Origin of the sequence: Clostridium bornimense (genome assembly GCF_000577895.1) — a bacterium.
GTDB classification, from domain to species: domain Bacteria; phylum Bacillota; class Clostridia; order Clostridiales; family Clostridiaceae; genus Clostridium_AN; species Clostridium_AN bornimense.
Genome location: NZ_HG917869.1, coordinates 270186 through 293381, shown reverse-complemented (window position 1 = coordinate 293381; position 23196 = coordinate 270186). Strand labels below are relative to the sequence as shown.

At 28.8% G+C, this 23196-nt stretch carries 16 protein-coding genes and 1 pseudogene; 5 read left to right on the top strand and 12 right to left on the bottom strand.

Annotated elements, in window-relative coordinates; genetic code table 11:
• Nucleotides 1-49: 49 nt before the first annotated feature.
• On the bottom strand, nucleotides 50-1423 hold the full coding sequence (locus tag CM240_RS14665) for a dicarboxylate/amino acid:cation symporter (RefSeq protein ID WP_044040247.1): 1374 nt from the start codon (nucleotides 1421-1423) through the stop codon (nucleotides 50-52).
• A 484-nt stretch (nucleotides 1424-1907) separates the two neighbouring features.
• Here CM240_RS14665 and CM240_RS14660 point away from each other — a divergent pair, with 484 nt between their 5' ends.
• From CM240_RS14660 to CM240_RS14650, 3 genes are all read left to right on the top strand, one after another.
• Entirely contained in the window at nucleotides 1908-3590 is a 1683-nt protein-coding gene (locus CM240_RS14660; protein ID WP_044040246.1) for a hypothetical protein, read from the top strand.
• A 176-nt stretch (nucleotides 3591-3766) separates the two neighbouring features.
• Complete coding sequence (locus CM240_RS14655) at nucleotides 3767-4006, top strand: hypothetical protein (protein WP_044040245.1); 240 nt, start codon at nucleotides 3767-3769, stop codon at nucleotides 4004-4006.
• A 209-nt stretch (nucleotides 4007-4215) separates the two neighbouring features.
• Complete coding sequence (locus CM240_RS14650; RefSeq protein WP_044040244.1) at nucleotides 4216-5877, top strand: ribonuclease J; 1662 nt, start codon at nucleotides 4216-4218, stop codon at nucleotides 5875-5877.
• Between the two features lie 192 nt (nucleotides 5878-6069).
• Here the strand turns inward: CM240_RS14650 and CM240_RS14645 are convergent, their stop codons facing one another.
• The 4 genes from CM240_RS14645 to CM240_RS14630 all read right to left on the bottom strand — a co-directional run bounded on the left by CM240_RS14645 (nucleotide 6070) and on the right by CM240_RS14630 (nucleotide 9288).
• Nucleotides 6070-6663: a CDP-alcohol phosphatidyltransferase family protein gene (locus tag CM240_RS14645; protein ID WP_044040243.1), complete on the bottom strand. Its 594-nt coding sequence runs from the start codon at nucleotides 6661-6663 to the stop codon at nucleotides 6070-6072.
• 182 nt (nucleotides 6664-6845) lie between these two features.
• Entirely contained in the window at nucleotides 6846-7949 is a 1104-nt protein-coding gene (locus CM240_RS14640) for a DEAD/DEAH box helicase (RefSeq protein WP_044040242.1), read from the bottom strand.
• A 125-nt stretch (nucleotides 7950-8074) separates the two neighbouring features.
• On the bottom strand, nucleotides 8075-8755 hold the full coding sequence (locus CM240_RS14635; protein WP_044040241.1) for a YczE/YyaS/YitT family protein: 681 nt from the start codon (nucleotides 8753-8755) through the stop codon (nucleotides 8075-8077).
• A gap of 116 nt (nucleotides 8756-8871) precedes the next feature.
• The gene (locus CM240_RS14630; RefSeq protein ID WP_044040240.1) at nucleotides 8872-9288 is read right to left on the bottom strand and encodes a YjdF family protein; all 417 of its coding nucleotides are present in this window, start codon (nucleotides 9286-9288) and stop codon (nucleotides 8872-8874) included.
• Nucleotides 9289-9557: 269 nt separating this feature from the next.
• Between CM240_RS14630 and CM240_RS14625 the strand changes: the two genes are divergently transcribed.
• Nucleotides 9558-10187, top strand: a complete 630-nt coding sequence (locus CM240_RS14625) for a class I SAM-dependent methyltransferase (RefSeq protein ID WP_051483885.1) — start codon at nucleotides 9558-9560, stop codon at nucleotides 10185-10187.
• Between the two features lie 98 nt (nucleotides 10188-10285).
• Here CM240_RS14625 and CM240_RS14620 read toward each other — a convergent pair whose 3' ends face one another.
• The 4 genes and pseudogenes from CM240_RS14620 to CM240_RS14605 form a co-directional block, all read right to left on the bottom strand.
• Nucleotides 10286-12454, bottom strand: a complete 2169-nt coding sequence (locus tag CM240_RS14620) for a SulP family inorganic anion transporter (RefSeq protein ID WP_051483884.1) — start codon at nucleotides 12452-12454, stop codon at nucleotides 10286-10288.
• Nucleotides 12455-12592: 138 nt separating this feature from the next.
• Nucleotides 12593-14401 carry an oligoendopeptidase F gene (gene pepF / locus CM240_RS14615; RefSeq protein WP_044040239.1) on the bottom strand — a complete coding sequence of 603 codons (1809 nt, stop codon included), beginning with the start codon at nucleotides 14399-14401 and terminating at the stop codon, nucleotides 12593-12595.
• A 346-nt stretch (nucleotides 14402-14747) separates the two neighbouring features.
• Nucleotides 14748-15270: pseudogene (locus CM240_RS14610) on the bottom strand (DUF2812 domain-containing protein).
• Between the two features lie 74 nt (nucleotides 15271-15344).
• The gene (locus CM240_RS14605) at nucleotides 15345-15656 is read right to left on the bottom strand and encodes a PadR family transcriptional regulator (RefSeq protein ID WP_044040238.1); all 312 of its coding nucleotides are present in this window, start codon (nucleotides 15654-15656) and stop codon (nucleotides 15345-15347) included.
• A gap of 261 nt (nucleotides 15657-15917) precedes the next feature.
• Between CM240_RS14605 and CM240_RS18060 the strand changes: the two genes are divergently transcribed.
• The gene (locus CM240_RS18060; RefSeq protein WP_341349780.1) at nucleotides 15918-16094 is read left to right on the top strand and encodes a DUF6440 family protein; all 177 of its coding nucleotides are present in this window, start codon (nucleotides 15918-15920) and stop codon (nucleotides 16092-16094) included.
• Nucleotides 16095-16195: 101 nt separating this feature from the next.
• On the opposite strand, the gene CM240_RS14600 is transcribed toward CM240_RS18060, so the two are convergent.
• The 3 genes from CM240_RS14600 to CM240_RS14590 all read right to left on the bottom strand — a co-directional run bounded on the left by CM240_RS14600 (nucleotide 16196) and on the right by CM240_RS14590 (nucleotide 22998).
• On the bottom strand, nucleotides 16196-17110 hold the full coding sequence (locus CM240_RS14600) for a hypothetical protein (RefSeq protein ID WP_156930612.1): 915 nt from the start codon (nucleotides 17108-17110) through the stop codon (nucleotides 16196-16198).
• A gap of 15 nt (nucleotides 17111-17125) precedes the next feature.
• Nucleotides 17126-22159 carry a M60 family metallopeptidase gene (locus CM240_RS14595; RefSeq protein WP_051483883.1) on the bottom strand — a complete coding sequence of 1678 codons (5034 nt, stop codon included), beginning with the start codon at nucleotides 22157-22159 and terminating at the stop codon, nucleotides 17126-17128.
• Between the two features lie 200 nt (nucleotides 22160-22359).
• On the bottom strand, nucleotides 22360-22998 hold the full coding sequence (locus CM240_RS14590) for a CatB-related O-acetyltransferase (RefSeq protein WP_044040236.1): 639 nt from the start codon (nucleotides 22996-22998) through the stop codon (nucleotides 22360-22362).
• Nucleotides 22999-23196: the final 198 nt, after the last annotated feature.

Below are 23196 nucleotides of genomic sequence, written 5' to 3'. Positions count from 1 at the left end.
AAAGTTGATATTATTTATTGTGCAATAGTTCCATTTATTATTACTTATTTTATTCTGAAAATTCTACATTAACAGCATTTTCACTGTTGTAAATATCTTTATCAAACATTCCTTCAGATTTTGCAACTACTAAACATGTAGCTGAATCACCTACTACATTTAATGATGTAACAAGCATTTCAATCGGTCTATTAATTGCTAGAATTAATGAATAAGCTAGTATAGCTGCATCATTGTTATATCCCATTCCTGTAAGAACAGTAAATAGTATTATTGCTCCTGCTCCCGGTGCAGCTGGTGTTCCTATTGATGCTATAAGTGCTAACAATGCTATTACTACTATGTTTGAAACTGTAACATCATATCCTGCACTTGAAGCTATGAATATAGCTGCTATAACTTGCATTATTGCTGTTCCATTCATGTTTATTGTCATTCCAAGAGGTAATATAAATGAAGCTACATCTTCACTTACACCTAACTCTTCAACAGTTGTTTTCGTATTTAATGGAAGTGTTGCTGCTGAAGACGATGTTGAAAATCCAAATAAAGCAACTTTCCCAATCTTCTTTACAAATTTTACAGGATTCACTTTAGCCCCTATTCCAACAAAGGCCGCATATCCAAATACTAAGAATATTAGTAATGCACATACTGTTGTTACTACATATACAAGTGCCGGCTTTAAATTATCGATACCATATATAGCAAATGTTCTAGTTATAAGTACAAATATTGCAAATGGTCCAAACTTAGTTATTATAAAACTTAAAAATACAGTAATAATTTGATTTACATCCTCTAAGATATTTTTAAGTACTTTTATCTTATCACCTAATACATTTATGGAAAGTCCAGTTGCTACAGCTACAAAAACTATTGCAAGAACACTTCCATTTGAAGAAAATGCTTCTGTAATGTTACTAGGTATTGCATTAACTACTATCATTAATGGATTATTTGAGTTTGCAGTTGCAGCTTTTGCTGCTATATTATCAACATTAGCTGTAAATAATCCCATACTTTTTATTATGAATCCAATTGTTCCTGCTAATATAAGTGCACAGACTGATGTAATCACAAATCCTAAAATTGTCTTATAAGAAATACGTCCAAGTTTCTTAGTATCACTTATCTTGCACATTGCAAGGGTAATTGATGTAAATACCATAGGAACAATTACTAATTGTAATGCTTTAACAAAAAGTTGTCCCAAGATATAGAATATACCAATTGCATTTGTTACACCTTCTACTGAAATATCTTGAAATAATAGATTATTAAGAGTTGTCCATAAATTACTATCAGAACCTACAGATTCTCTTAGGAATATACAACCTATTCCTACTAATAAACCTAATGATAATGAAATTGCCATCTTTATAGCTAATTTATTACCGCTATTACTAATTTTCTTATTCACTTTTTTTCTCTCCTCATTAGTTAATTTCCCAAATTAATATGACTTAATAACTATATAAGGCTAGTATGCTGAATTTTTTCATTCAAAAAGCCTTCCATAGAACATGGAAGGCTGTAACACTCAATTTGTATATCTCCAATTTTTACTATATAATAAAAACCAAGATTTATTAAAGCATACTATTTCTTCCTTACTGACTTCTCGAATCAATTTAAAGGGATTTTTTTTGTAATCTTATCATCTCAGTATAACTTTGTCAACGGTAATGTTTACCACCTTAATATAAGGTATTAAACGCAATTACCTATCTCTATCCCTAATGCTTTTTTAAGACTTTTAATACATAATTTACCACAAACTCTCTTAACATATTATAATAATGATATTTTATAAAATATCATTTGAGGTTAAATTGCAAAATAGTCCATTAAAAATTAAATAAAATTTATGAATTAATATATTAAGTTAGAAAGTAGGTTTTATCATGAAAGATAAAATACAATTAAACCATGGAAAACAAAAATTAATATGCGTTTTCTTTTTACTTATAGCAATATTAAGTGTAGCAATAGAACTAGTCTACCATTTCTTTTTAATCCCTAGTGATATTCATTGGGTTTATCCATGGCTAGAGTTTTTTACAATAGTACTATTTATGACTTGCCTTATTAATGCATGTCTTATATGGATACCTAATAAATTGTTACGTATTATACTAATAGCATTAATATTTCTTTGTGGTATATCTTTAACTATGTATGATGGATATAAAAATAAGGATACAATAATATTTAAACACTCGCCAAATTCTAGTGAAACTTTGATATTATATAAAAATCCAAATAATAATTCAGTGCAAATAGAAAAAAGGATCTATTTCTTATTTCTCAAGTCTAAAGATCAACTACCCTACACTGTTAATAGTGAATTGAAATATCAATGGCTTACTAATGACATATGTGCAATTACATATAAAAGTACTGATGATAAGACTCATCAATATATAGCTACATTTGGAGATCGTGGAAATGGCATTAGCTATTTAGATCCAAAAACAGCTATTAGAGGTAATTGGGTAGCAAAAACAGATAATAGTCAATTAAGTCTTATCGTTGATGGTAGTACAATAACTGTAACAGATGATAATAATCAATGGATTTACAATGATAATGATTGCGTACGATTTGGTACTACTGCTATTGCACTTTGTAAAAATGGAATTCCTCAATGGAGTATTGCTTTAAATGAAGATTCTAAAATCAATTATGATTCTATGATTGCAAAAGGTGGTACTCTAACACTTTGTCCAGTATCTATGGATAAAACGGACCCAATAACTCTCGATAGCACTGACTCTAAAAATGAATACTCAGAAACTGATCCTAATTTGCAAAATTGGTCTGAAAATGAAACCGAAGTAGAAAAAAATGCTATTTCACTTATGCAAAAATATCAAAAAGGTAATAATATTACAGAAGATTCTCTCAAAAGTAATGGAATTATTATTCTGAAAAATACCGATAATAACATTCCTTGGATTCTTTTACAATCACTTAAAACTAAAGATGAGTCATATCGTGTCAATGGAATAGACTCTAGGGTACAAATAGATTCTATACAACAATTAGCAGGAGATACTGATGATGGACTTTATGATGTATTCACCACAAGTATTTCTATCGCACCTGGAAATCAAGGCGCTTCCCCATCAGGAGAAATTATATCTATGGAAAATAAAATTAGGCTATTAAAATGTGACAATGAATACCTAGCCCTAATTTTAAATTATAATAGTGATGGAACATATGGATTAAATAAGAAATCTGGTAAAAAAGAAACTTATTCAGATCAATTAAAATATCATTACTTCTTATCAGGTAAATATGATACTACTTATATGTATGTATCACGTAAAACTCCAGAAGAAGGGTTACAAGCTGCATATAAAAATTATCTACAGCAACAATATCCAAATGCAGAAGCTAAAACCTTTGATGAAATGCCTTATATGAAACTAGACGATAACACTCTTCTACTTTATGATGGTATTTCCAGTGACTATGAAAATTATTGTTATTGGAAAGTTAAGTTATCAGAAGAAGACTTGTTCTCTAATAAATCACCAGAACATCAAGAAATATATGAAATTCCAATAGAAAATCAGTAAATTCTTAATACAAATAAGGATCTATAGGCGAAATGTTTATGGATCCTTATTTAACTTATAGCTAACTAGAAAGGTCTACTTTTTATAAAAAATTTTAATTTCGTAACAAATGATACATACTTTTATTAGCTGTTTAATGTATAGTATACAATATAATTATTTTAGGAGGATAAACTATGAGTTGTGGCTGTGGAACACATAAAAAAGATGGAAAGGCTATCGTTGATAGAGTAAGAGAAAAAGGAAAAGCAGATATGAAATTAAACACTGCTCATGTAATTACATGCTTATGTGGAGAAGAATTTGTAATGAGCACATTTGTAGATGTATGTCCAAGTTGCAAAATGACATATGGTGTTACTCCATGCTCTCAAGATGATAAGGAAAACATAAAAGCAGCTGGTATTAATTATTAAATCAAATTCAATATAATAATTACTAATAAAAAAATTGTGGATGCTCTACCTTACATAGAGTATTCACAATTTTTTTATATAAACTCTTTTAATTCTCACTAACTCCTATTTCTACATATTAAATTAATACTTATATATAAATCATTTTCGTATCAAAAACTAATAAATATCGCAAAATATAATCAATGATTTTTTGAAAGGAAGATTATATGAGTAATGAATTTGTAAAAGTAATTCCTCTTGGCGGATTAGGGGAAATAGGCAAAAATATAACTGTTATTGAATATGACAGCGAAATTATTGTAATTGATTGTGGAATAGCTTTTCCTGATGAAGAGATGTATGGTGTAGATGCTGTTATTCCTGATATATCTTACTTACTTGAAAACTCTGAAAAAGTAAAAGGAATATTTTTGACTCATGGTCATGAAGATCATATTGGCTCCCTACCTTACATTTTAAAACAAATTAATGTTCCTATTTATGGAACTGCCTTAACCTTAGGTATTTTAAAAACTAAGTTGGAAGATAATCAAACTTTATCTAATTGCACTTTAAATGTTGTAAAACCTGGTGAAATTATTAAGTTTACAAACTTAAGTATAGAATTTATTAGAAATACTCATAGTATTGCTGATTCCTGTTCTCTAGCTATTACTACTCCAGAGGGTGTAATTATTCATACTGGAGATTTTAAAATCGATTATACTCCTATTGATGGATTAACTATGAATTTAGAACGCATTTCTGAATATGGTAAAAATGGAGTATTACTTCTTATGGCTGATAGTACTAATGTTGATAGAAAAGGTCATTCTCTTTCAGAAAAAACTATCGGGAAAACTTTTAATAGAATTTTTTCTAATGCTAAAGGTAGAATTATTGTTTCAACCTTTGCCTCTAATATTCATAGAATGCAACAAATAATAGATTCTTCTGTAATGTTTAATAGAAAGGTTACTTTTAGTGGTAGAAGTATGGAAAATATATCAGAAGTATCTAAAGAATTAGGTTATTTAAATATCCCAGAAGGTTTTTCAATTGATATTGATGAAATAAATGATTATCCACCAAATGAAATAACTATAATAACTACAGGTAGTCAAGGAGAGCCAATGGCTGCATTAGCTAGAATAGCTTATTCTTCTCATAGGAAAATCACACTGTTGCCTAATGACTTATTTATTTTATCTTCGTCTCCTATACCTGGAAACGAAAAATTAATTTCAAGAATTATAAATGAACTATTAAAAAAAGGAGCAGAAGTTATATATAAGGATTTAGAAGATGTTCATGTTTCTGGTCATGCATGTAAAGAAGAACTAAAGCTAATTCATAATTTAGTTCATCCTAAGTTCTTTTTACCTGTTCATGGTGAGTATAGACATTTAAAACATCATGCAGAATTAGCTGAAGAATTAGGAATGAAAAAGGAAAATACTTTTATTATTGACACTGGTGATGTTTTGGCTTTAAAAGATGATAAAGCCGCTGTTATTGGAAAAGTCAAAACTGGATCTGTCTATGTTGATGGTCTTGGAATTGGTGATGTAGGAAGTCTTATTATTCGAGATAGAAAAAATCTTGCTCAAGATGGAATGATTAATATAGTTGTCACATTACATAAGGAAAGCTACAGCATTATAGCAGGCCCAGATGTTATTACTAGAGGTTTTGTATATGCAAAAGAATCTGAAGAGCTAATTAATGAAATTAAAGCTATTGCTACTAAAGAATTAAATAACTGTTTAGAAAAGAAAATTATTGAATGGTATGTTCTAAAAAATAATGTTAAACGTGCTATTGATAGATTTATTTATGAAAAAACTAAGAGAAGACCTATTGTTTTTCCAATGATAATGGAAATATAATTCTGTATAAGCCACGTAAATCATATGAAAACACTTTAGAATGAACAGATTAATTAAATATACTCAATAACTAAAAAATTGTGGATGTTCTATTTACATAGTATCCACAATTTTCTTTTCATCATCATAACAATTTAAATTTACATATTTAAGATAAGTAAACCACATATCATAGAATAGATATATCATCTGTTATGATATCTTCCTAATGTCATAAAACTTCATAAAACTAGCTATAAAAGTTAATGCTGTAATAACTAGTAATGCAATTCTCAAAATAATACTACTATATCTAACTTCAAAATAAATTAATAATATTGTAATTAACGGTATAACATAATATATTCCACTTACTATTATACCTAATTTATCGTAATAATACTTTTTACTCTTCCTATTTTGAAATTTTCCCTTAAAAATTTTTGATGTTATAAGGAATTCTACAAACTTATATACTATAACAATAATAAAATAAGAATCTATCTTACTATACTTAATCAATATAGATATAGCTATAAATATATATGCAAAATCAAAATATATATCAAAGCTTTGTCCAATTTCTGTAGAAACACCATACCTTCTAGCAAACTTTCCATCTATAAAATCTGAAAGAATAATAAGTATTGAGATAATCATTGAGCAAAAGCTATAAGCTTGTATACCTGTTGTTAAGTACTGTATCAATTGATATGAAAAGAATACTGTCATTGGTCCTCTAGAAAGAGTTATGAAGTTTATCAATAAAATTGCTACTATATTTCTATTACATTTATTTGGTACCATTTAAAATTCCTCTCAAATATTGATTATAGATTAAACTTTATATTAATTATGGCTACTAAATAGCTTTTGTATATATGTTTAAAGTTTATTTATAAACTCTAATTTAAAAGCCATAACTTATTTCAGTTGTGGCTTTAATAAATGGTTTTATCGATCTCTTTTAGCTATAAACTACTACTTTTCTATATAAGTCTTCTTGGTATTGCAAACTTTATTTCTTTTTCTATCTCTTCTAAAAGCCTTAAATCTTTTGGATCTACAAACAAGCATGTATATCCTTCTTCCCCTGCTCTACCAGTTCTACCTATACGATGAATATATGTTTCCACCTTTTCTGGAATATCATAATTATATATATGACTTACCCCACTGATATCTAAGCCTCTGGAAGCTACATCTGTAGCAATTAGATATTGAATATCTGCGTTTCTAAATGACTTCATAATTCTTTCTCGTTTATTTTGTGGTATATCACTATGAATAACCTTGCAATTATAACCTCTCTGGTGCATTACTATTTCAAGTTCGTTGGCTCTTCTTTTTGTCCTGCAAAATATGATTGCCATAAACGGATTATCTTCATCTAATACAGTACATAATGCATCCTTTTTCCACCTATCTGTAGTTTCTACTACTTCTTGTTTTATATTTTCTAAAGTTACTTCTTTTTTCTTTATAGATACTATCACCGGATCATTCATATATCTATAAGCTAATTTTTTAACGGCAGCATCCATTGTTGCAGAATAACATAAAACTTGAACTTTTTTAGGTCTTTCTTTCATAATCGTATCTATTTCGTTTCTAAAACCCATAAGTAACATCTGATCAGCTTCATCAATGACAATAGTCTTAAGTTTCTTAAAATCAACAGTTTTTCTCTTTATATGGTCAAGAAGCCTTCCTGGCGTAGCAATAACCATTTGAATATTTCCTTGTAATTTTTTTACTTGGGAACCAATATCCTTTCCTCCATACATAGCTAAAACACCAATGTCTTTTCCTTCTTTAAGCTTCATAGCTTCTTCAGTTATTTGTATAGCCAATTCTCTTGTAGGCGTTACTATTAAACATTGAATATCCTTAGAGCACGGTGAAATTTTTTCGAATATAGGTAAAAGAAACGCTAAAGTTTTACCAGTTCCTGTTTGTGCTTCTCCTATAACATCTCTACCATTTAATATCTCTATAATACTTTTATCCTGAATTTCTGTAGGTACTGTAATTCCATTGTTTTTTAATATTTTTATTAGATTATCACTTATTCCTAATTGCTTAAATGTCATAATTTATATTTACCTCATCTTATATATTTCGAATAATTATAACATAAAAAATTTTAAAAAAAATATTTTAATATATAAAAAAAGATTTACTTATAAAAAGTAAATCTTTTACTGAAAAGCTTGTTTTATTTTTTTACTACTAAATTAACAACTTTTTCACCGTATGGTAAACAAAGTTGTATAAATGGTCCTATTGCTAACATTGCAATTATTGTTCCTAACCCTATAGTTCCTCCTAACAAGAAACCTGTTACTAGTAAAATTGCATCCATTGAAATTCTGATCCAACGGTATTGAAATTTTGTTTTATCTTGAATAATAAATGGAATAATATCATTTGGTGCCACACCTATGTTACTAGCTGATGCAATAGAAAATCCTACAGCAATTATAAAACAACCAACTAAGACTAATACTGATCTAACTAGAAATGGGAATGTGTCGATCTGGAAATATGAAACTACTTTCATTGATAAATCAATTATTGGTCCAACTCCCGCAACACATATCAGTGTTCCTATTTTTATACGTTTCTTATCAACCAATAGAATAATAATAAATAAAACTATTAAAATAATCATATTGGCTATTCCAGGTGTCACTTCATGTTTCCCTGCCATCATTTCAACTAACGCAGTGTTTGCTAAAGGCGTTTTACTCAATACCTTTGCTAAACCTTCTGTAAAAACTGTAAATGGATCAGATCCTATACTTGTTTCTAAAAATATTGCTACTCCAAATTGAATAACACTTATTCCTAAGAAAAACAAGATTAATCTTTTAATAAAATTACTTAGATTCTTCAAATTTTTTCACCCTTTACTAAAAATATTTACTACGATTAATTTCTAAATTCATGAATCATCTCAGTAATTTTTTAATATACAATATGCAACGTTTTCTGTCAAGTTATTCTGATCTTCTAGTGACCTTTATGTTTTTCTTTCCTCTTTCTTTTCTTCAATTGAAATTTTCTTCTTTCTTCAGCTTCCTTCTTTTCCTTATTATTTTTCTTATTCTGTATTTTACTTTCTTCATGCTGTTTTTTTATTGCAATCTGTGCTTTTGTACCAATTTCTTTGTTTTTTAACTGTCTTTTTATATTTCTTTGTTGCCTTTTGGGATTAATATTGTTCTTTAAATTTCTTGTTTCATAGAAATCTTCTTTAAAGAAATTCATCTTATAATAATTTTTTAAAATAAATTGATAAATATCTGATTCCTTAGGTTCCGCACCAAAAGTGACCTTACTTACTTTATATTCACCTTCTTCTACTTCAAATACACCAACCCAAAAAGGCTCCTCAAAAAATACAGTTAATTTTACTGACGTTAACATATAACGTTCCCTCCCTAAAATAAAAACTTCAAGAGAATGGACAACCCAGGAGGGCAGGTTACTGCTATAAATCTATTATAGGTTCTGACTACCAACAGAACTGTGTTTTTATCTCTACTTTATATTATACCTAATTTTTGTATTATTAAATATTCAAATAAAAATCTTGTTACTATTCATATTTCCATCTATGATGGAAGATAATGAAAAATCATTATTTTTATGATAAAATATCCTCAAATAAAATATTAATTTGATTGGAGTTTATAATGAGCAAATTTACAGAATATATAGGTTCACAATTTGGAAATCCACGAGGTGTTCTTGGTAAAGTTTGTTGTTTACTTATGAATATTATTAATAAAGAAATGTATAAAAGAACAGTCTCTCTTATTTCTATATCATCAAATGCAAACTCTCTAGATATTGGATATGGTAATGGCTATTTTCTAAAACAATTGTATAAAACCCATAGACCAAATATGTATGGAATTGATATATCAGAAGATATACAAAAACAAGCATCAAAGAGAAATTCTCTTGCAGATGGTGCAGGAAAATTGCATTTAACCGTAGGAGATTGTTGTTATTTACCATATGACAATAATTATTTTGATGTAGTAACATCAATAAATACTATTTACTTTTGGAATGACACTGTGAAAGGCTTATCAGAAATAAATAGAGTCTTAAAGCCAAGAGGTAGTTTTTTTAATGTAGTATATACAAAAGAATGGTTACAAAAGCTATCCTATACAAAAAAAGGATTTAGATTCTTTGAAAAAAATGACTTTTTGTCAATGGGAAAACAAGCTGGATTTTCAGATATTAAAATCCAGGAAATTGTTAAAAACAAAAGCTTTGTGGTTATTTTTTCATCAAGTGAAGATAAATTATAAAAAATGCAGGTATGATTTATAAAATCATTCCTGCACTTTTTAGTAAGTAGTTTGTTTTATTTCACAATTATCAAAATATATCATTATTAATCAATATACTAATAAATCCATTTTTTAATACGATCAGCTACTTCCGGATTAGTTTCCTTTAGAATATCATATTGCTTCTTTCTATGCTCCATAATATATTTATGTAATTCTGGATTTTTCTTTTGTAGTAACTTTTCATACTTTTCACGTTTTTGAACATATACTTCATAAAATACTCTATTTTCTTTTTTCATCTTTTCTTCTAATCTAATTCTATGTTCCATAATATTTGCTTCTACGGCATCAACTGGCTGACCTAATCTTGCTGCAAATTCATTTAGATGTCTTTCTAAATGTTCTAGAAGTCTATCTTGATCATAGCTATCCAAATGTCTCCATGCCTTTGTTTTAAGATCTATTTCAGTTTCTGGAGTCAACTCAGATGTAAATATTGATATATTAGCTATTATTTCTTCTACATGCTTTTCCATCTGCTCCTCTGCATCTTCTCCAAATGCCCATTCAAATTCTTGAAGAATCTCTTCTTGTATCATCAAATTTTTCATTTGCGATTCATTTTGTTTTTCTCCATCAATAGAATATGGATAATGAATACCAGCTTCTCTTAATGCAGACTTAATAGTTCTACGTACTACTCCTTCTTCAACAAGATGGCCAAGATCAAGCTTTCTCATCTCATCATTTAACTCTCCAATATGCTCAGTAATATAAAATTCAATTCCTTTATCATGGAAATTTTTATTAATAATCTCTAATCTATCTGCAGCAGTAATATCAATACTACCAATTCCACCAGCATCTATAATTACAACTTTAGTATTCTCATCTACTGCCTTATCAAGATCATTTTGAAATGTGTTTATATTAGCAAAAAACAAACTGCCACTGAAGCGATAAATTACAGTTCCTGAAATTGGTTTTGCATCACGATTTCTATGTAAATCATAAAATCCTTCTTTACCTTGTATAACTCCTAAAAAACTTCTTGGAGGTACTGCTGATTTTATTATCATTGCTGCAAAGGATAATACCACCCCTATTACAACACCATATATTGTTCCAAGAACTAGCACTGCTGCAAAAGCTCCCATAAAAATAAAAAACTCTGTTTTATTAATTTTATATAAACGCTTTGCAAGATGTATCTCTAACACACCTATTAATGCTGAAATTACTATAGCAGTTAGAACCGGTACTGGTAAATAACTAATAAATCCAGTGGCAAATACTAATACAACTGCCATTACAATTGATGCAGTAATTGAAACAATTTTTGTCTTTGCTCCATATTGCTCCATCATAACTGTTCTTGATACACTACCATTTACTGGACAACATCCAACTATTGCCGCTGATAAATTACTTAGAGAAAATGCTAAAATCTCTCGATTATCTTTAATTTTATAATTATTCTTGTTTGCAAAACTTGTTTCAGCCAATAAAGACTCTGCCAATATAACTACTGCAATTGGAAGGCTTAACATAAATCCATCTTTAAAATGTATTAACGAAAAATCTGGAAATACAAACTTTGGAAGCCCACTTTCCACCTGTGAAAGTAATGCAACTCCATATTCATCTACATGTAAAAATGCTGTAGATAAGGCTCCTAGTGCCATAACAACTAAACTCATAGGAAACTTAGGTGCAATTCTCTTACTCACTAATATTATCGCAAGAGATCCAAGTCCCATTGCAAATGAAATCCAATTTATATGTTCTACTGCTATAATTATATGCTCTACAAGTTCAAATAGCTCACCACTACCTGCTGCACTTCCCATTAATTTAGGGATCTGCATTAATATAATAGTAGTTCCTATTCCAGTTATAAAGCCACCCATTACAGGTGTTGATATATAATTTACTAATTTTCCAGCTTTAAATATATAAAATGCCAAAAGCCATATAGCAGTATATAGCGTTAACACAGGTATTATCTCAACAGCTTCCTTAGTACCTGCCTCTATACCTAAAGATACTAAAACTCCTCCAATTAATGCTGCTGGTGCCGCATCTACCCCGAATATAAATTGAGGAGAAGATGATATTAATGAAAATATCAAAATTGGTAGCACTGATCCATATAATCCATATACTGTTGGAAGCCCTGCAATTTGTGCATATCCCATTCCTATTGGAATAGATATAGCCGCTATAATAATACCTACAAAAATTTCTCTTGATACTGTTTTTATATTTATTTCTTTTTTCATTATCTCCCTCCTTCTTTATTATCTACAATTTATATATCGTAACATGTAAATGTGATTTTTAACATATTAATAACTTCTACTATTGTTATTATGTGTATTATTTCTTATAAAAATCATAAATAATATAAAATTTCAACACTATCCTTCAATTTCTTCAGTAAGTTTAACTATCTCATCAATTATACTACCGATATACTCAATAGTATCAAGAAGTGGTTTATCTGTAGTAATGTCTACCCCAGCCATTTTTGCAAGTTCCACCGGTGTTTTAGTTCCACCTGCTTTAAGAACTTCTATCCAATCATCAATAGCCGGTTGCCCTTCTTTTAATATTCTCTTACTTACTTCTGTTCCAATAGTTAGCCCAGCGCTATAAGTATATGAATAAAGTCCCATATAATAATGAGGTTGTCTCATCCAAGTTAACTCAGCACCATCAATTATTTTCACATCATCTCCCCAGAACTTTTCAAGTACTTCTTTTTTAATACTATTAAGGGTAGCTGCTTGTACAGAGCCTCCTTCATCTATTATTTTATAAACTTCTCTTTGATAAGCCGCTTCTAAAAGATGTGTTACAAAGTTATGATAATAAGTATTAGTAATCATAGATGATAAAACCCATCTTCTAAATCTCTTATCATCACTTGTACTTAGAAGATAATTTGCCATAATAAGTTCATTCATTGTTGAAGGCGCCTCTACAAAATAAGTTGAAACATCAGTATCAAATATATTTTGATTTTCATTACATAACTTAAAATGTCCTGCATGACCAAGTTCATGTGCTAAAGTTAACACTTCAGCCATCCTATCAGTCCATGATAATAATATAAAAGAATGACTTCCATAAGGACTTGCACAGAATCCACCTGTTGATTTACCCTTATTTTGAGCAAAATCAACCCATCTCTCATCATAAGCCTTTTTCACCATATCTAAATAATCATCACCAAATATAGATAAAGCGCCTTCTATATACTTTTTAGACTCCTCAATGGTAATACGTGGATCATATTCTGGATCAACAGCAATCTTTAAATCTGCAAAAGTCATTTCATCAAGATTATGTATTTTCTTGAGTAGTTTTGCATATTTTCTCATATGTGGTGCTAATTTTTCCATTATCAAATCTATCTGTCTATTATATAAATCTCTATCTACTTTTTGAGAAAATAATAAACTATCTATAACAGAATCAAAGCCTCTTAAATCTGCCAAAGTCTTTTCCTTTTGCACCTGTAGTTGATAGGCTGTGGCTGTAGTATTTTGATATTGTCTTAATTTGTAAGAAAATACCTTAAATGCTGCTCTTCTAACTTCTGTATCATTCTCATATTCATATTCATTTTCAAAAAGAGCATACCCGAGAGGATATTCTTTTCCACCTACGATAAAAGTATTAAAGTCCATATCTGCATGTTTAGCTTGCTCATACACTTGATAAGGACCTTCTAAAGTTCCACTTAAAGCAGCTAAAACTCTTTCTACCTCTGGATGAAGTGCATGTTTCTTAGCTCTTTTCTTTTCCTTTAAAAAATTAGTATTTTCTTTAGAATTTCTTATTGCCTCTTCTAAAACTTCATCTTTGACTTCAATGATTTCACTTTCTACAAAACTCAATCTGCTTTCTATATCAGACACCATATTCATAGCCTTTGAATACTTATCTTGATTCTCATTATTTGTATAATCTACAGATACTAAAAGTTCAACATAAGAACCTATAAGTACTATATATTCATATAACTTTCTAAATTCATCTAAACATTCATTTATCTTATCTGCAGTATTCAATTCCCCTTTATAAGTTTTTTCTATCTTCAAAGCAAGTTCTTTCATCTTCTTTATATCACTTTGAAATTCTTCTTCTGTGGCATAAATTGCTGATAAATCCCAAGTAAGAGCTTCCTCTACATCTTTTCTTTCTTTTAATGCTTTTGACATTACCCTCTCCCCCTTTTAATTATGTTTAATTACAATAAATATTTTATACTTCTATTCTAATCTTGTCCATTTTCATTGCTTTATTAATTAAATTCAATTTTTTCTACATCAATACTTTTAACTATTATTATCTATTCATTAATCTTTCTATTCTTTTACATACAATACACATCTTTATCTCTCCACCCTATATAAACTTATCATTATATTGCACCATTTATTACCATAGAGCGAATCCATATTCCATTTACACGCTTCTATGTATACATAAAAATAGCACTTATAGAATCTATTATTCTATAAGCGCTATCTCTTCTTAGTAAAATAATATATAAATATATTCTAATTAATACTTTTTGTTTATACTATCCTTATATAATCTAGATGATTTACAAATAAAATAAATATAGATAATTATACATATAGGAAAAACAATCCAAACAAATCCTCTGCCTAAAGCAAATGGTGTTTCAAACAAAAAACTTCCTAAAAAGTCTAAACCTGATTTCTCCCATAAGCCAGGTGTATAGTATAATGCTTTAGGATTAATAATTGTTTTTATATTTATATCATTATTACTTATAATTGAAATAAATATTGTAAAATAGCACAAAGTCATTGTAATCCAAAAATCAGATAATCTCTTATATCTAGCTGCTTTTGACAAGTCGTCAGAAAATATATCATCATTACAATTATCTGATATTTTCTTGAAATACTGATTTCCACTTGATTTAGAACCTGCAATATGCTTCCATCCAGAATCTTCAAACAAAGTGCAGTAATCAATAAAATCTTTTTTAGTTTTAAATGTTCTATAAGTTATATCCAAAAGTATTTTTAGTTATCTCATAACCCTTTTTAGCCATTTCATTAAGCCACTTTTCTTCTTTAGTACAATCAATAAAGAATTTTAAAATATACATACTTTTACCCTCCTAGATTATTTTAAAGCTTCTTCAGTAACTTCAGCCATATGCTTAATTCTATCTAAATCAAGTTTTAGTATTTCACGGCCTTTATCTGTGATTTTATAAACCTTTCTTCTTTTATCATTGGTAGGTACTAGTACTATAAACTTTTGTTTTATTAAATTTTCAAGCGCCCCATATAGAGTACCTGCTGCTATTCTAACATGGCCATCACTTAATTCTTCAACCTTCTGCATTATAAGATATCCATGTGCTGGTTCTAATAATGCTAAAAGGATATAAAATGTTGTTTCTGTTAATGGTAAATTCTTATCTCTTCTCATAAGCACCTCTATATATAGTTCAACTTTATACAGTTTAACTGTATAGTTTAATTATATATAGTTAAACTATATATTGCAATAATAATTTTGATATTTATACCAAATTATTATATTTTTTAAAACATAACTATTAATTAATTTTTACTTTTATTCTTTGTAAAATATTAATCTCTTCACCCTATATACACTTATTATTTTAGTTATATCATACCATTTATCCTGCATATAATTTATAATGAAAATTTATTGGAGGGTTTATAGATATTTAACAAAGAAAAACGATTTATAACTAAGGAAGATTACTCATTAGGATTAGGTGGTGGTATATATATTATTGTGGATGTTAAAACAAGAGTTAATTATTTATTAACTCTTGGAACTGGATTTAATGGGATTACACCATTATTAGATTTAGATGGCAATGTTGTAATTAGTTAACAATAATGTATAATCATCACTTTCCACAAACTCTTACATATATCTATATAAAAAATCTGAATTCAAATAGCTAATGCTTATCTGAATCCAGATTTTATTAATTATTTAACTTTTATATATATACCAATTCCAACTGTTAACGTAATAATTGCTCCAGCAATATAAATTATAAAGTTATTTGATTTAGACTTTTCTTTATTTAAATCAGCTTCATCATTTACTTGGCTAATATGATTCTCATTATCTTCAGATAGAATCTCATTTTCAACATCTTCAAAATCATTGCTATCATTTAACATATGATCCTTTTCATTAGATGAATCAATATTTTCTATCATTTCATTGTATCTATTACCATCTGAAGAGTTTGTTCCTGAATTTGCTTCAGTATTATTATTTAAAGCTATAGTATTCTTGTTTTCTTCTGATGTACTACTTCCTAATTCATTTGAATCCGAAGGTTGTCCACCATCTTCCGGAGTATTATTTTCAGGTTTATTTGAATCTATTGATGGAGTATCCCCAGGGAACACAAAATCACTTTCTCCTGCTATTGCCATATCTGATATAACTATTTCTTTATGTCTATTTGAAACTAACTTTAAGGCTCCAGTAGCTTTCTCTAAATTAGGAACAATATTAAAACTTCCCTTTTTAGTTCCTGCTACTTTTAATGTTCCTATTACTATTTCACCACTTTTACTTACTAAGTTTTCTTTTGATGTAACATAAATATCTAATATATTATCATTGGAATTATATTTAAAGTTTGTCTTAACATTTTTATTTAATTCCTTGCTCCAAACTATATCCTTTAACTTTACACTTCCCTCAAGTCTTAAGCTAAGTTGAAAGGAACTAACAATTGTGTTTACATTATCTATTGAAACCTCAACGCTATCTGCACTTGTATAAATTCTCTTTAATGATATCTCAGAATCTGCTTTAGCTACTACTGAAGTTAAAAGCATAAATGTAATTGCAAAAATTACAGACTTTATTAAATTCTTCATCATTTGTTTTCTCCTCTGTTAGTTTTCATCTTTATTGAAATCTATTTCTGGCAGCTTTAATGGAACTTTTACATATAAACTATCACTTACAAGTCTTTGTCCTTCTAAAGTTATTGCATCATTCACTCTATATAACTCTGCCATAACCTTAGTAGTTAATGATGATACTTCTGATGGTGAAACCCATGATATCCAAGTACCACTACTTATTTCTCCTAAATGAGCATTTGTAGGAATCTCTGCTAATAAGATAGTTTCTGAATTTATTACGTATCCATACTCATTCTTTAATACTGGAATATTATATGCTGGATTTCCTCTGTACTCACCAGTTATTACTACTGAACCTGCTGGTATTACTTCACCGTCAGCATATTCATAATCTGATTTTAAAGTTCCAATTACATCAATATCAATATTATCTCCTGGAGGTGCTAATATATCAATTTCCGCTACTGAAATAGTTGATTTTCCTTTAGCTACAACCTTAACATAAGATGCTTCATAAGTATAAAGTTGTCTTCCACCTTCTGAATCTTCCTTATTAAAGTACACTATTGCTGAATTTTCATCATCGCCATTAGCTCCAAATTGGAACTTACCTGAAGAAGCTAAAGTCCATTCTTCCCCATTATTACTTACATAAACTTCATAATCTTGTATCGTAGAAGATGAATTTTTATCGTCAGTGGTATATTTAATACCTACAATTGAATTTATCTTATTCATATCAATTACTATTTCAGGGTTGTTATTACCACTCTTATATCCAACATAAACCGTATCACTTTTATTATCTATTACCTTATCTATTGCTGGATTTTGTATTGGTCCAGTTGTATCCATATTATTGTTAACATCTTCATCATTACTAGTATTAGTTGAAGCTATCCATGAAGTTTTGCTCATTGAACCATCATGTGATATCTTTAATGAACCAACCTCATACTTTTTAGTTACATTTAGTAAATAATCATATGCTACTACTTCATATTTAAATACTCTATTATTTACTGCCCCTAAAATATCTGTATAAGTATCTTCTGTTGTGAATCCTACTGGAACTCCATTCCTATATATTTCGTATCCTAAAATCTTGTCATTATCTCCTGATATTCCAAGATTTAAGGTAATATTTTTAGCATTCTTTACATAGTCTCCATCATTATATCCATCAAAGCTAGCAATAACTTCTGTTGAACTATCCATGGCAGTAATTCCTGATAATCTCTGTCTTCTAGCTTCATCATTTAAATATTGAATTTGTCTAGTTTCTTTTTCATAACCTTTTGATTTGATATATTCGTAAGTTTCTTCTGTAGGTCTAATTCCCCACTTATAGAAGAAATCTGTTAAGTCTTTATTGGCAGCATCTGATGCTAATCTAACTAATATTTGATCTTTATCTAAATTTTCCATATCAGATGGCATATCTCTATAAAGCTTATTCAATCTTCCATAATAAGTATCATTATTCCATAGCATTTCATATGTATGATTATCTTCATAAGCTAAGTGTAACTGCCAGAACATACCTAATGTTGTAAATACATCTGATGATAATGATATAGTATCTGATGTTACCTTATTATAAATTTTTTCATACACATTACTATCTTCTAATCTTGAATGATTTTCATCATTAAATGTTTGAATTATTAAAGATAATATATTATTAGTAGTTTCTGAATATGTTCCCTTTGGTTTATCTACTACATGTCCTATTTCATGAGCTATACCCCATCCAAACAAGCTACCATTTTCCTTAATAGTTCTATCTTCATTAAACACATATGGTTTTCCATGCATTAATGGCGCTGATGAATCAAATTCAATACCAACATGATTGCTAGATGCATACATAAACGCTTTCGCAAACATTCTTTGATATTTAATATTCATTCTACTTCTCGGTTGTAATTCTGTACCTAGTACTCCTTTTTTAGCAAAAGTAATTTCCATAACTTGTTCCCAAGCAAGTAATGTATTATATAATCTTTCTACCTCTTCATCTTCTGATTTTAAACCTTCTGTAATTCCTTTTAAAATCTCTGTTGCTGGTAGATTTAAAGTAACTTTATCAGTCTCAATATCAGTGGTATTTAATACACTTGCTTTTTCATCATATTTATAAACATTATTACTTCTATTGGTAAAAATTGATGGATACATATCTTCTATATTATCAACATAAGTTTTAAGTTCTCTAATATAAGTTCTTGCAAGATCCTTAACTTCATCAACTTTACTATCATCATTTATTAAGCCATAAACATTAAGATGAGGAATTTTTACTCCACCACTTACTCTTACCTTTATTTCATTATTTGATGCTGAACTATTAGGATATCTAATATAAATACTTCCACCTTTTTCAACATCTAAATCATGTATTTGAGGTACTTCAATGACATTTCTACCTTTTTGAAGTTTAATAGACTTCGCAAATTTTCCGCTTTCTCCATAGAACTGTGTAAATATAAGTTCAGGAAGTATATTTCCTTTTGTACCTACATATACAACTATCTCTTCACCAGCTCTAACTGAATATCCAAGAGCCTGATAGTCATTTCCCATTCCTAGATTAAACGTTCCATTACTTATATTTTGCTCTACTGTAAATACTTCTTCTGATAATCCTTTATCATTTAAAATATCTTCTGCAAGCTTTAGTTCTTTTTCTAAAACCTCTTTATTCCAATGGTATTCTCCACTTACTTCATCAGCAGTGTTTAATCTTTCTTTAAGTTCATCAATTATCTTTTGATTAACTGACATTTTAAGTTCTACTTGCAAGTCATCTTTAAATAAATTCTTTATATCATTTTCTATACTATCGTAATTATATAACTTTAATTCTGATATACTTACTTTTTGGCCACCATAAACACTTGGGTTAACCTGTATTTTTCTAGCAGTAATAGGTTCTTCAAGCTTTAATAATGCATATTGTCCATTATTATTTCTACCTTGAACACTAGCCTCTATATAAGTCCATTTGCCACTTACTTCATCATATACACCAATATTTGCTCTATAAGGAATTGTGAATCCTGGTTCTTGCCTTGGTATTAAAGCAATTGTGTCTATTGTGTATTCCTTATCTAAAGTTAAAATTGGTCCTCTTTTTGAATATACACCTGAATCCCAATCATTTAGATACCAATATGTAGAATAGTCATTATCTACAACTCCTATCTTCCTTGATGGATATGATTCTTCACTTACACCTTTGTCATAATCAACATCAACAATATGATTAGTTATCTCTCCAATAGCATCTGCTGTGTTAATTAATTTATAATTAGGTGAAATTGGAGGATCTATTGATAAAGTCTTACCGCTATATATATTTGATTTGTTACTAATACCAATATCATTATAAGCAGTTAAATAAATTTCATATGTAACTTCGTCTTCTAAATCAGCTATAGTATATGATGTTCCAATAATATTTTTAATTTCTGTATAACTATCTTCTGATCCAGCTATTCTATAATAAAGATTTTGTCCTATAGCCATATCATTCTTTTTCCATGTAACCTTTAACCCCTTATAAAGACTTTCAACTGTTATACCTTCCGGTACTGTTGGTCTTTCCTTAGGCTTCGGCACTGCAATAATTGGTGTTGAGTAATCACTAGACCACTCACCATTTACTGATTTTATACTAATTTTATATTCTTCATAATTAGTTAAATCACTAAACTCTACAGTATTACTTGTTGTTTCTCTTACATATTCTTTACCGTCTTTAACAGCTACGCAACGAACTTCATATCCTGTTACATTTGCTTCATGGTTCCAAGAAACAGTAAGCTTTTCATGATCTGGATTAATCTCTCTAATTGTTGGTATATTTAAAACTGGTTCTGGAATTTCTTCATATACATTATTCAAAAATTCTACCTTTGCAATTTCTGCAAGCTTTGGATCCTTTGTAGTTTCTTTAACTACGATAGTGATTTTTTTAACAGCAACTTGCTTTCCTAAATCAATTTTTATAGTTCCTTCATCACTTGTTGCCACTGATCTAGATAATAAACTATATCCGAAGGCTTCTCTTAAAACCTCTTTATTATTTTCATCAAATAGTACAATCTCTCCACTTGCTGGAGCACTTCCATCTACTGGAACCTTTATAACTATTTGCTCCATTAAAGTAGATTTGCCTAAATCCATAGTTAATTCTACTGGATTTTCTGGAGTAATATCAATGTTATTATCATTTTTATCTTTAGCAGAAATCTGGATTATTCCTTCTTCTTTAAATAAATCTGCAATTGTTCCTATAACTTCTTGTCCTTCTTTTGTTTCTAAAACAACATTAGATGGATTGATAATAACATCTGTATTTATAATTTCACTATTCACTTTTTCTAAAGATAGATTTTCATGAACATAGTGCAAATCTAAAATATCTACTATTCCATCTCTATTAAGATCATATTTCTTTATTAATTCATTATCTTTTGTTTCAATATTATCAAATAAATCTTTATAATCTTCTTCATCTATCTTATTATTTCTATCAAAATCTCCAAATAGCATTGAGCCATGATTACTTAAAATAACTCTTTGCGAATAATCTTCAATTTTAATATTCTTTTCTACAACATCAGAAAATCCGTTACCACTAACTTCAATATCATAGTTACCTTGAGGCAAGTTACTAAATACAATGTTATAGTAGTATACTTCTGTATCTGTTAAAGTTGTTAACCCTCTATTAGAGTTAAGCTTTTTTACTGTGTAATTAATGGTATGTCCATCTATAATTGCATCTTCTTTTTCAATAGCTTTATCACCACCAAGCTCTATAGATAACTCGCTGGCTTTACCTCTTAATAATACTCTAATTTCAGTTTCCTCTTTCGTTGTATTCTTAATTGGCATATCTAAATTAATATCAACTTCCAAGTTTCCTGAAACCGATGCCATAGTAACTGATGATTGATAATTATCATTTAAACTTTCAGCCCCTATTGCAAAAACATTAATTTGCAATGCTAGCATAGTAATCAAAATGATTGCTGCTATTAATCTTCTCAAACTTTTCACTTCCTTTATCTTTTGTTAATAAAATAATTTTTCCAATCTTTAGACTACAATAATAATTATCGTTTAACAAGTATTACTTTTAAGGTTTGTTTATAAAAAAAAGCATATCAATTTAAAATTAATATGCTTTATATATACTATTTATTAATTCTTATGAGCATCTCATAAGTCATTAAGGCTCTTATGCCCAACTATTTCATATTTTTTAATGCTTCTATGTTACCAGACTGGATATACTGAATACTATTTGATATTTTATCAACAGACCAATTCCACCATTTAAGTTCAAGTAGTAATGCGATGTCTTCATCTGAAAACCGTTTTCGAATTGGTTTTGCCGGAACACCACCAACTATTGTATAAGGTGCTACATCTTTAGTGACAACTGCTCGTGTACCGATAATGGCACCGTCACCAATGGTAACACCTGCTAAAATAACAGCATCATAACCTATCCATACATCATTTCCAATAATAATATCCCCTTTATTGTCCCATGCTTCTGTAAGATTCATTTCCTGTTCCCATTCCTCATAAAACAGCGGGAAAGTATAGGTTGATAAAGACTGTAACCTGTGATTTGCGCTATTAAATAAAAACTTTGCACCACAAGCAATGGAACAAAACTTTCCAATAACAAGTTTGTCTTTATTGATAGGATAATGATACAGAACATTATTCTTTTGAAAGTCCCTTGGATCATGAACAAAGTCATTATATATTGTAAAATCACCAATTTGTATATTGGGGTTTTCTATTACATTTTTTAGATATACAATTTGTGTATCACCAGTTCTTGGATAAATCTTTTTACTATCTGGAATAGTCATAATATTTTCCTTCTTTCATCATATTATTCTCTTAAACTATTCCAGCTAATACAATGCAACGTTTCATATATATCACCTCTCCCTCTTTATTTCTAAATTTTACCATTACATAAATTATCACATAATATTATTACAAAAATCAAAAATAGAAATTGGCCTTTTCCAAAATCCTTTATACCCATCTTCATATGGTAATGG

Excerpts from the sequence above, each read along its gene's own strand:
- CM240_RS14620 (WP_051483884.1), bottom strand. The coding sequence starts at position 12,454 with ATGAAAAAAGAAATAAATATAAAAACAGTATCAAGAGAAATTTTTGTA.
- CM240_RS14640 (WP_044040242.1), bottom strand. The coding sequence starts at position 7,949 with ATGACATTTAAGCAATTAGGAATAAGTGATAATCTAATAAAAATATTA.
- pepF (WP_044040239.1), bottom strand. The coding sequence starts at position 14,401 with ATGTCAAAAGCATTAAAAGAAAGAAAAGATGTAGAGGAAGCTCTTACT.
- CM240_RS14630 (WP_044040240.1), bottom strand. The coding sequence starts at position 9,288 with ATGTTAACGTCAGTAAAATTAACTGTATTTTTTGAGGAGCCTTTTTGG.
- CM240_RS14660 (WP_044040246.1), top strand. The coding sequence starts at position 1,908 with ATGAAAGATAAAATACAATTAAACCATGGAAAACAAAAATTAATATGC.
- CM240_RS14655 (WP_044040245.1), top strand. The coding sequence starts at position 3,767 with ATGAGTTGTGGCTGTGGAACACATAAAAAAGATGGAAAGGCTATCGTT.
- CM240_RS14650 (WP_044040244.1), top strand. The coding sequence starts at position 4,216 with ATGAGTAATGAATTTGTAAAAGTAATTCCTCTTGGCGGATTAGGGGAA.
- CM240_RS14645 (WP_044040243.1), bottom strand. The coding sequence starts at position 6,663 with ATGGTACCAAATAAATGTAATAGAAATATAGTAGCAATTTTATTGATA.
- CM240_RS14600 (WP_156930612.1), bottom strand. The coding sequence starts at position 17,110 with ATGATGAAGAATTTAATAAAGTCTGTAATTTTTGCAATTACATTTATG.
- CM240_RS14605 (WP_044040238.1), bottom strand. The coding sequence starts at position 15,656 with ATGAGAAGAGATAAGAATTTACCATTAACAGAAACAACATTTTATATC.
- CM240_RS14625 (WP_051483885.1), top strand. The coding sequence starts at position 9,558 with ATGAGCAAATTTACAGAATATATAGGTTCACAATTTGGAAATCCACGA.
- CM240_RS14590 (WP_044040236.1), bottom strand. The coding sequence starts at position 22,998 with ATGACTATTCCAGATAGTAAAAAGATTTATCCAAGAACTGGTGATACA.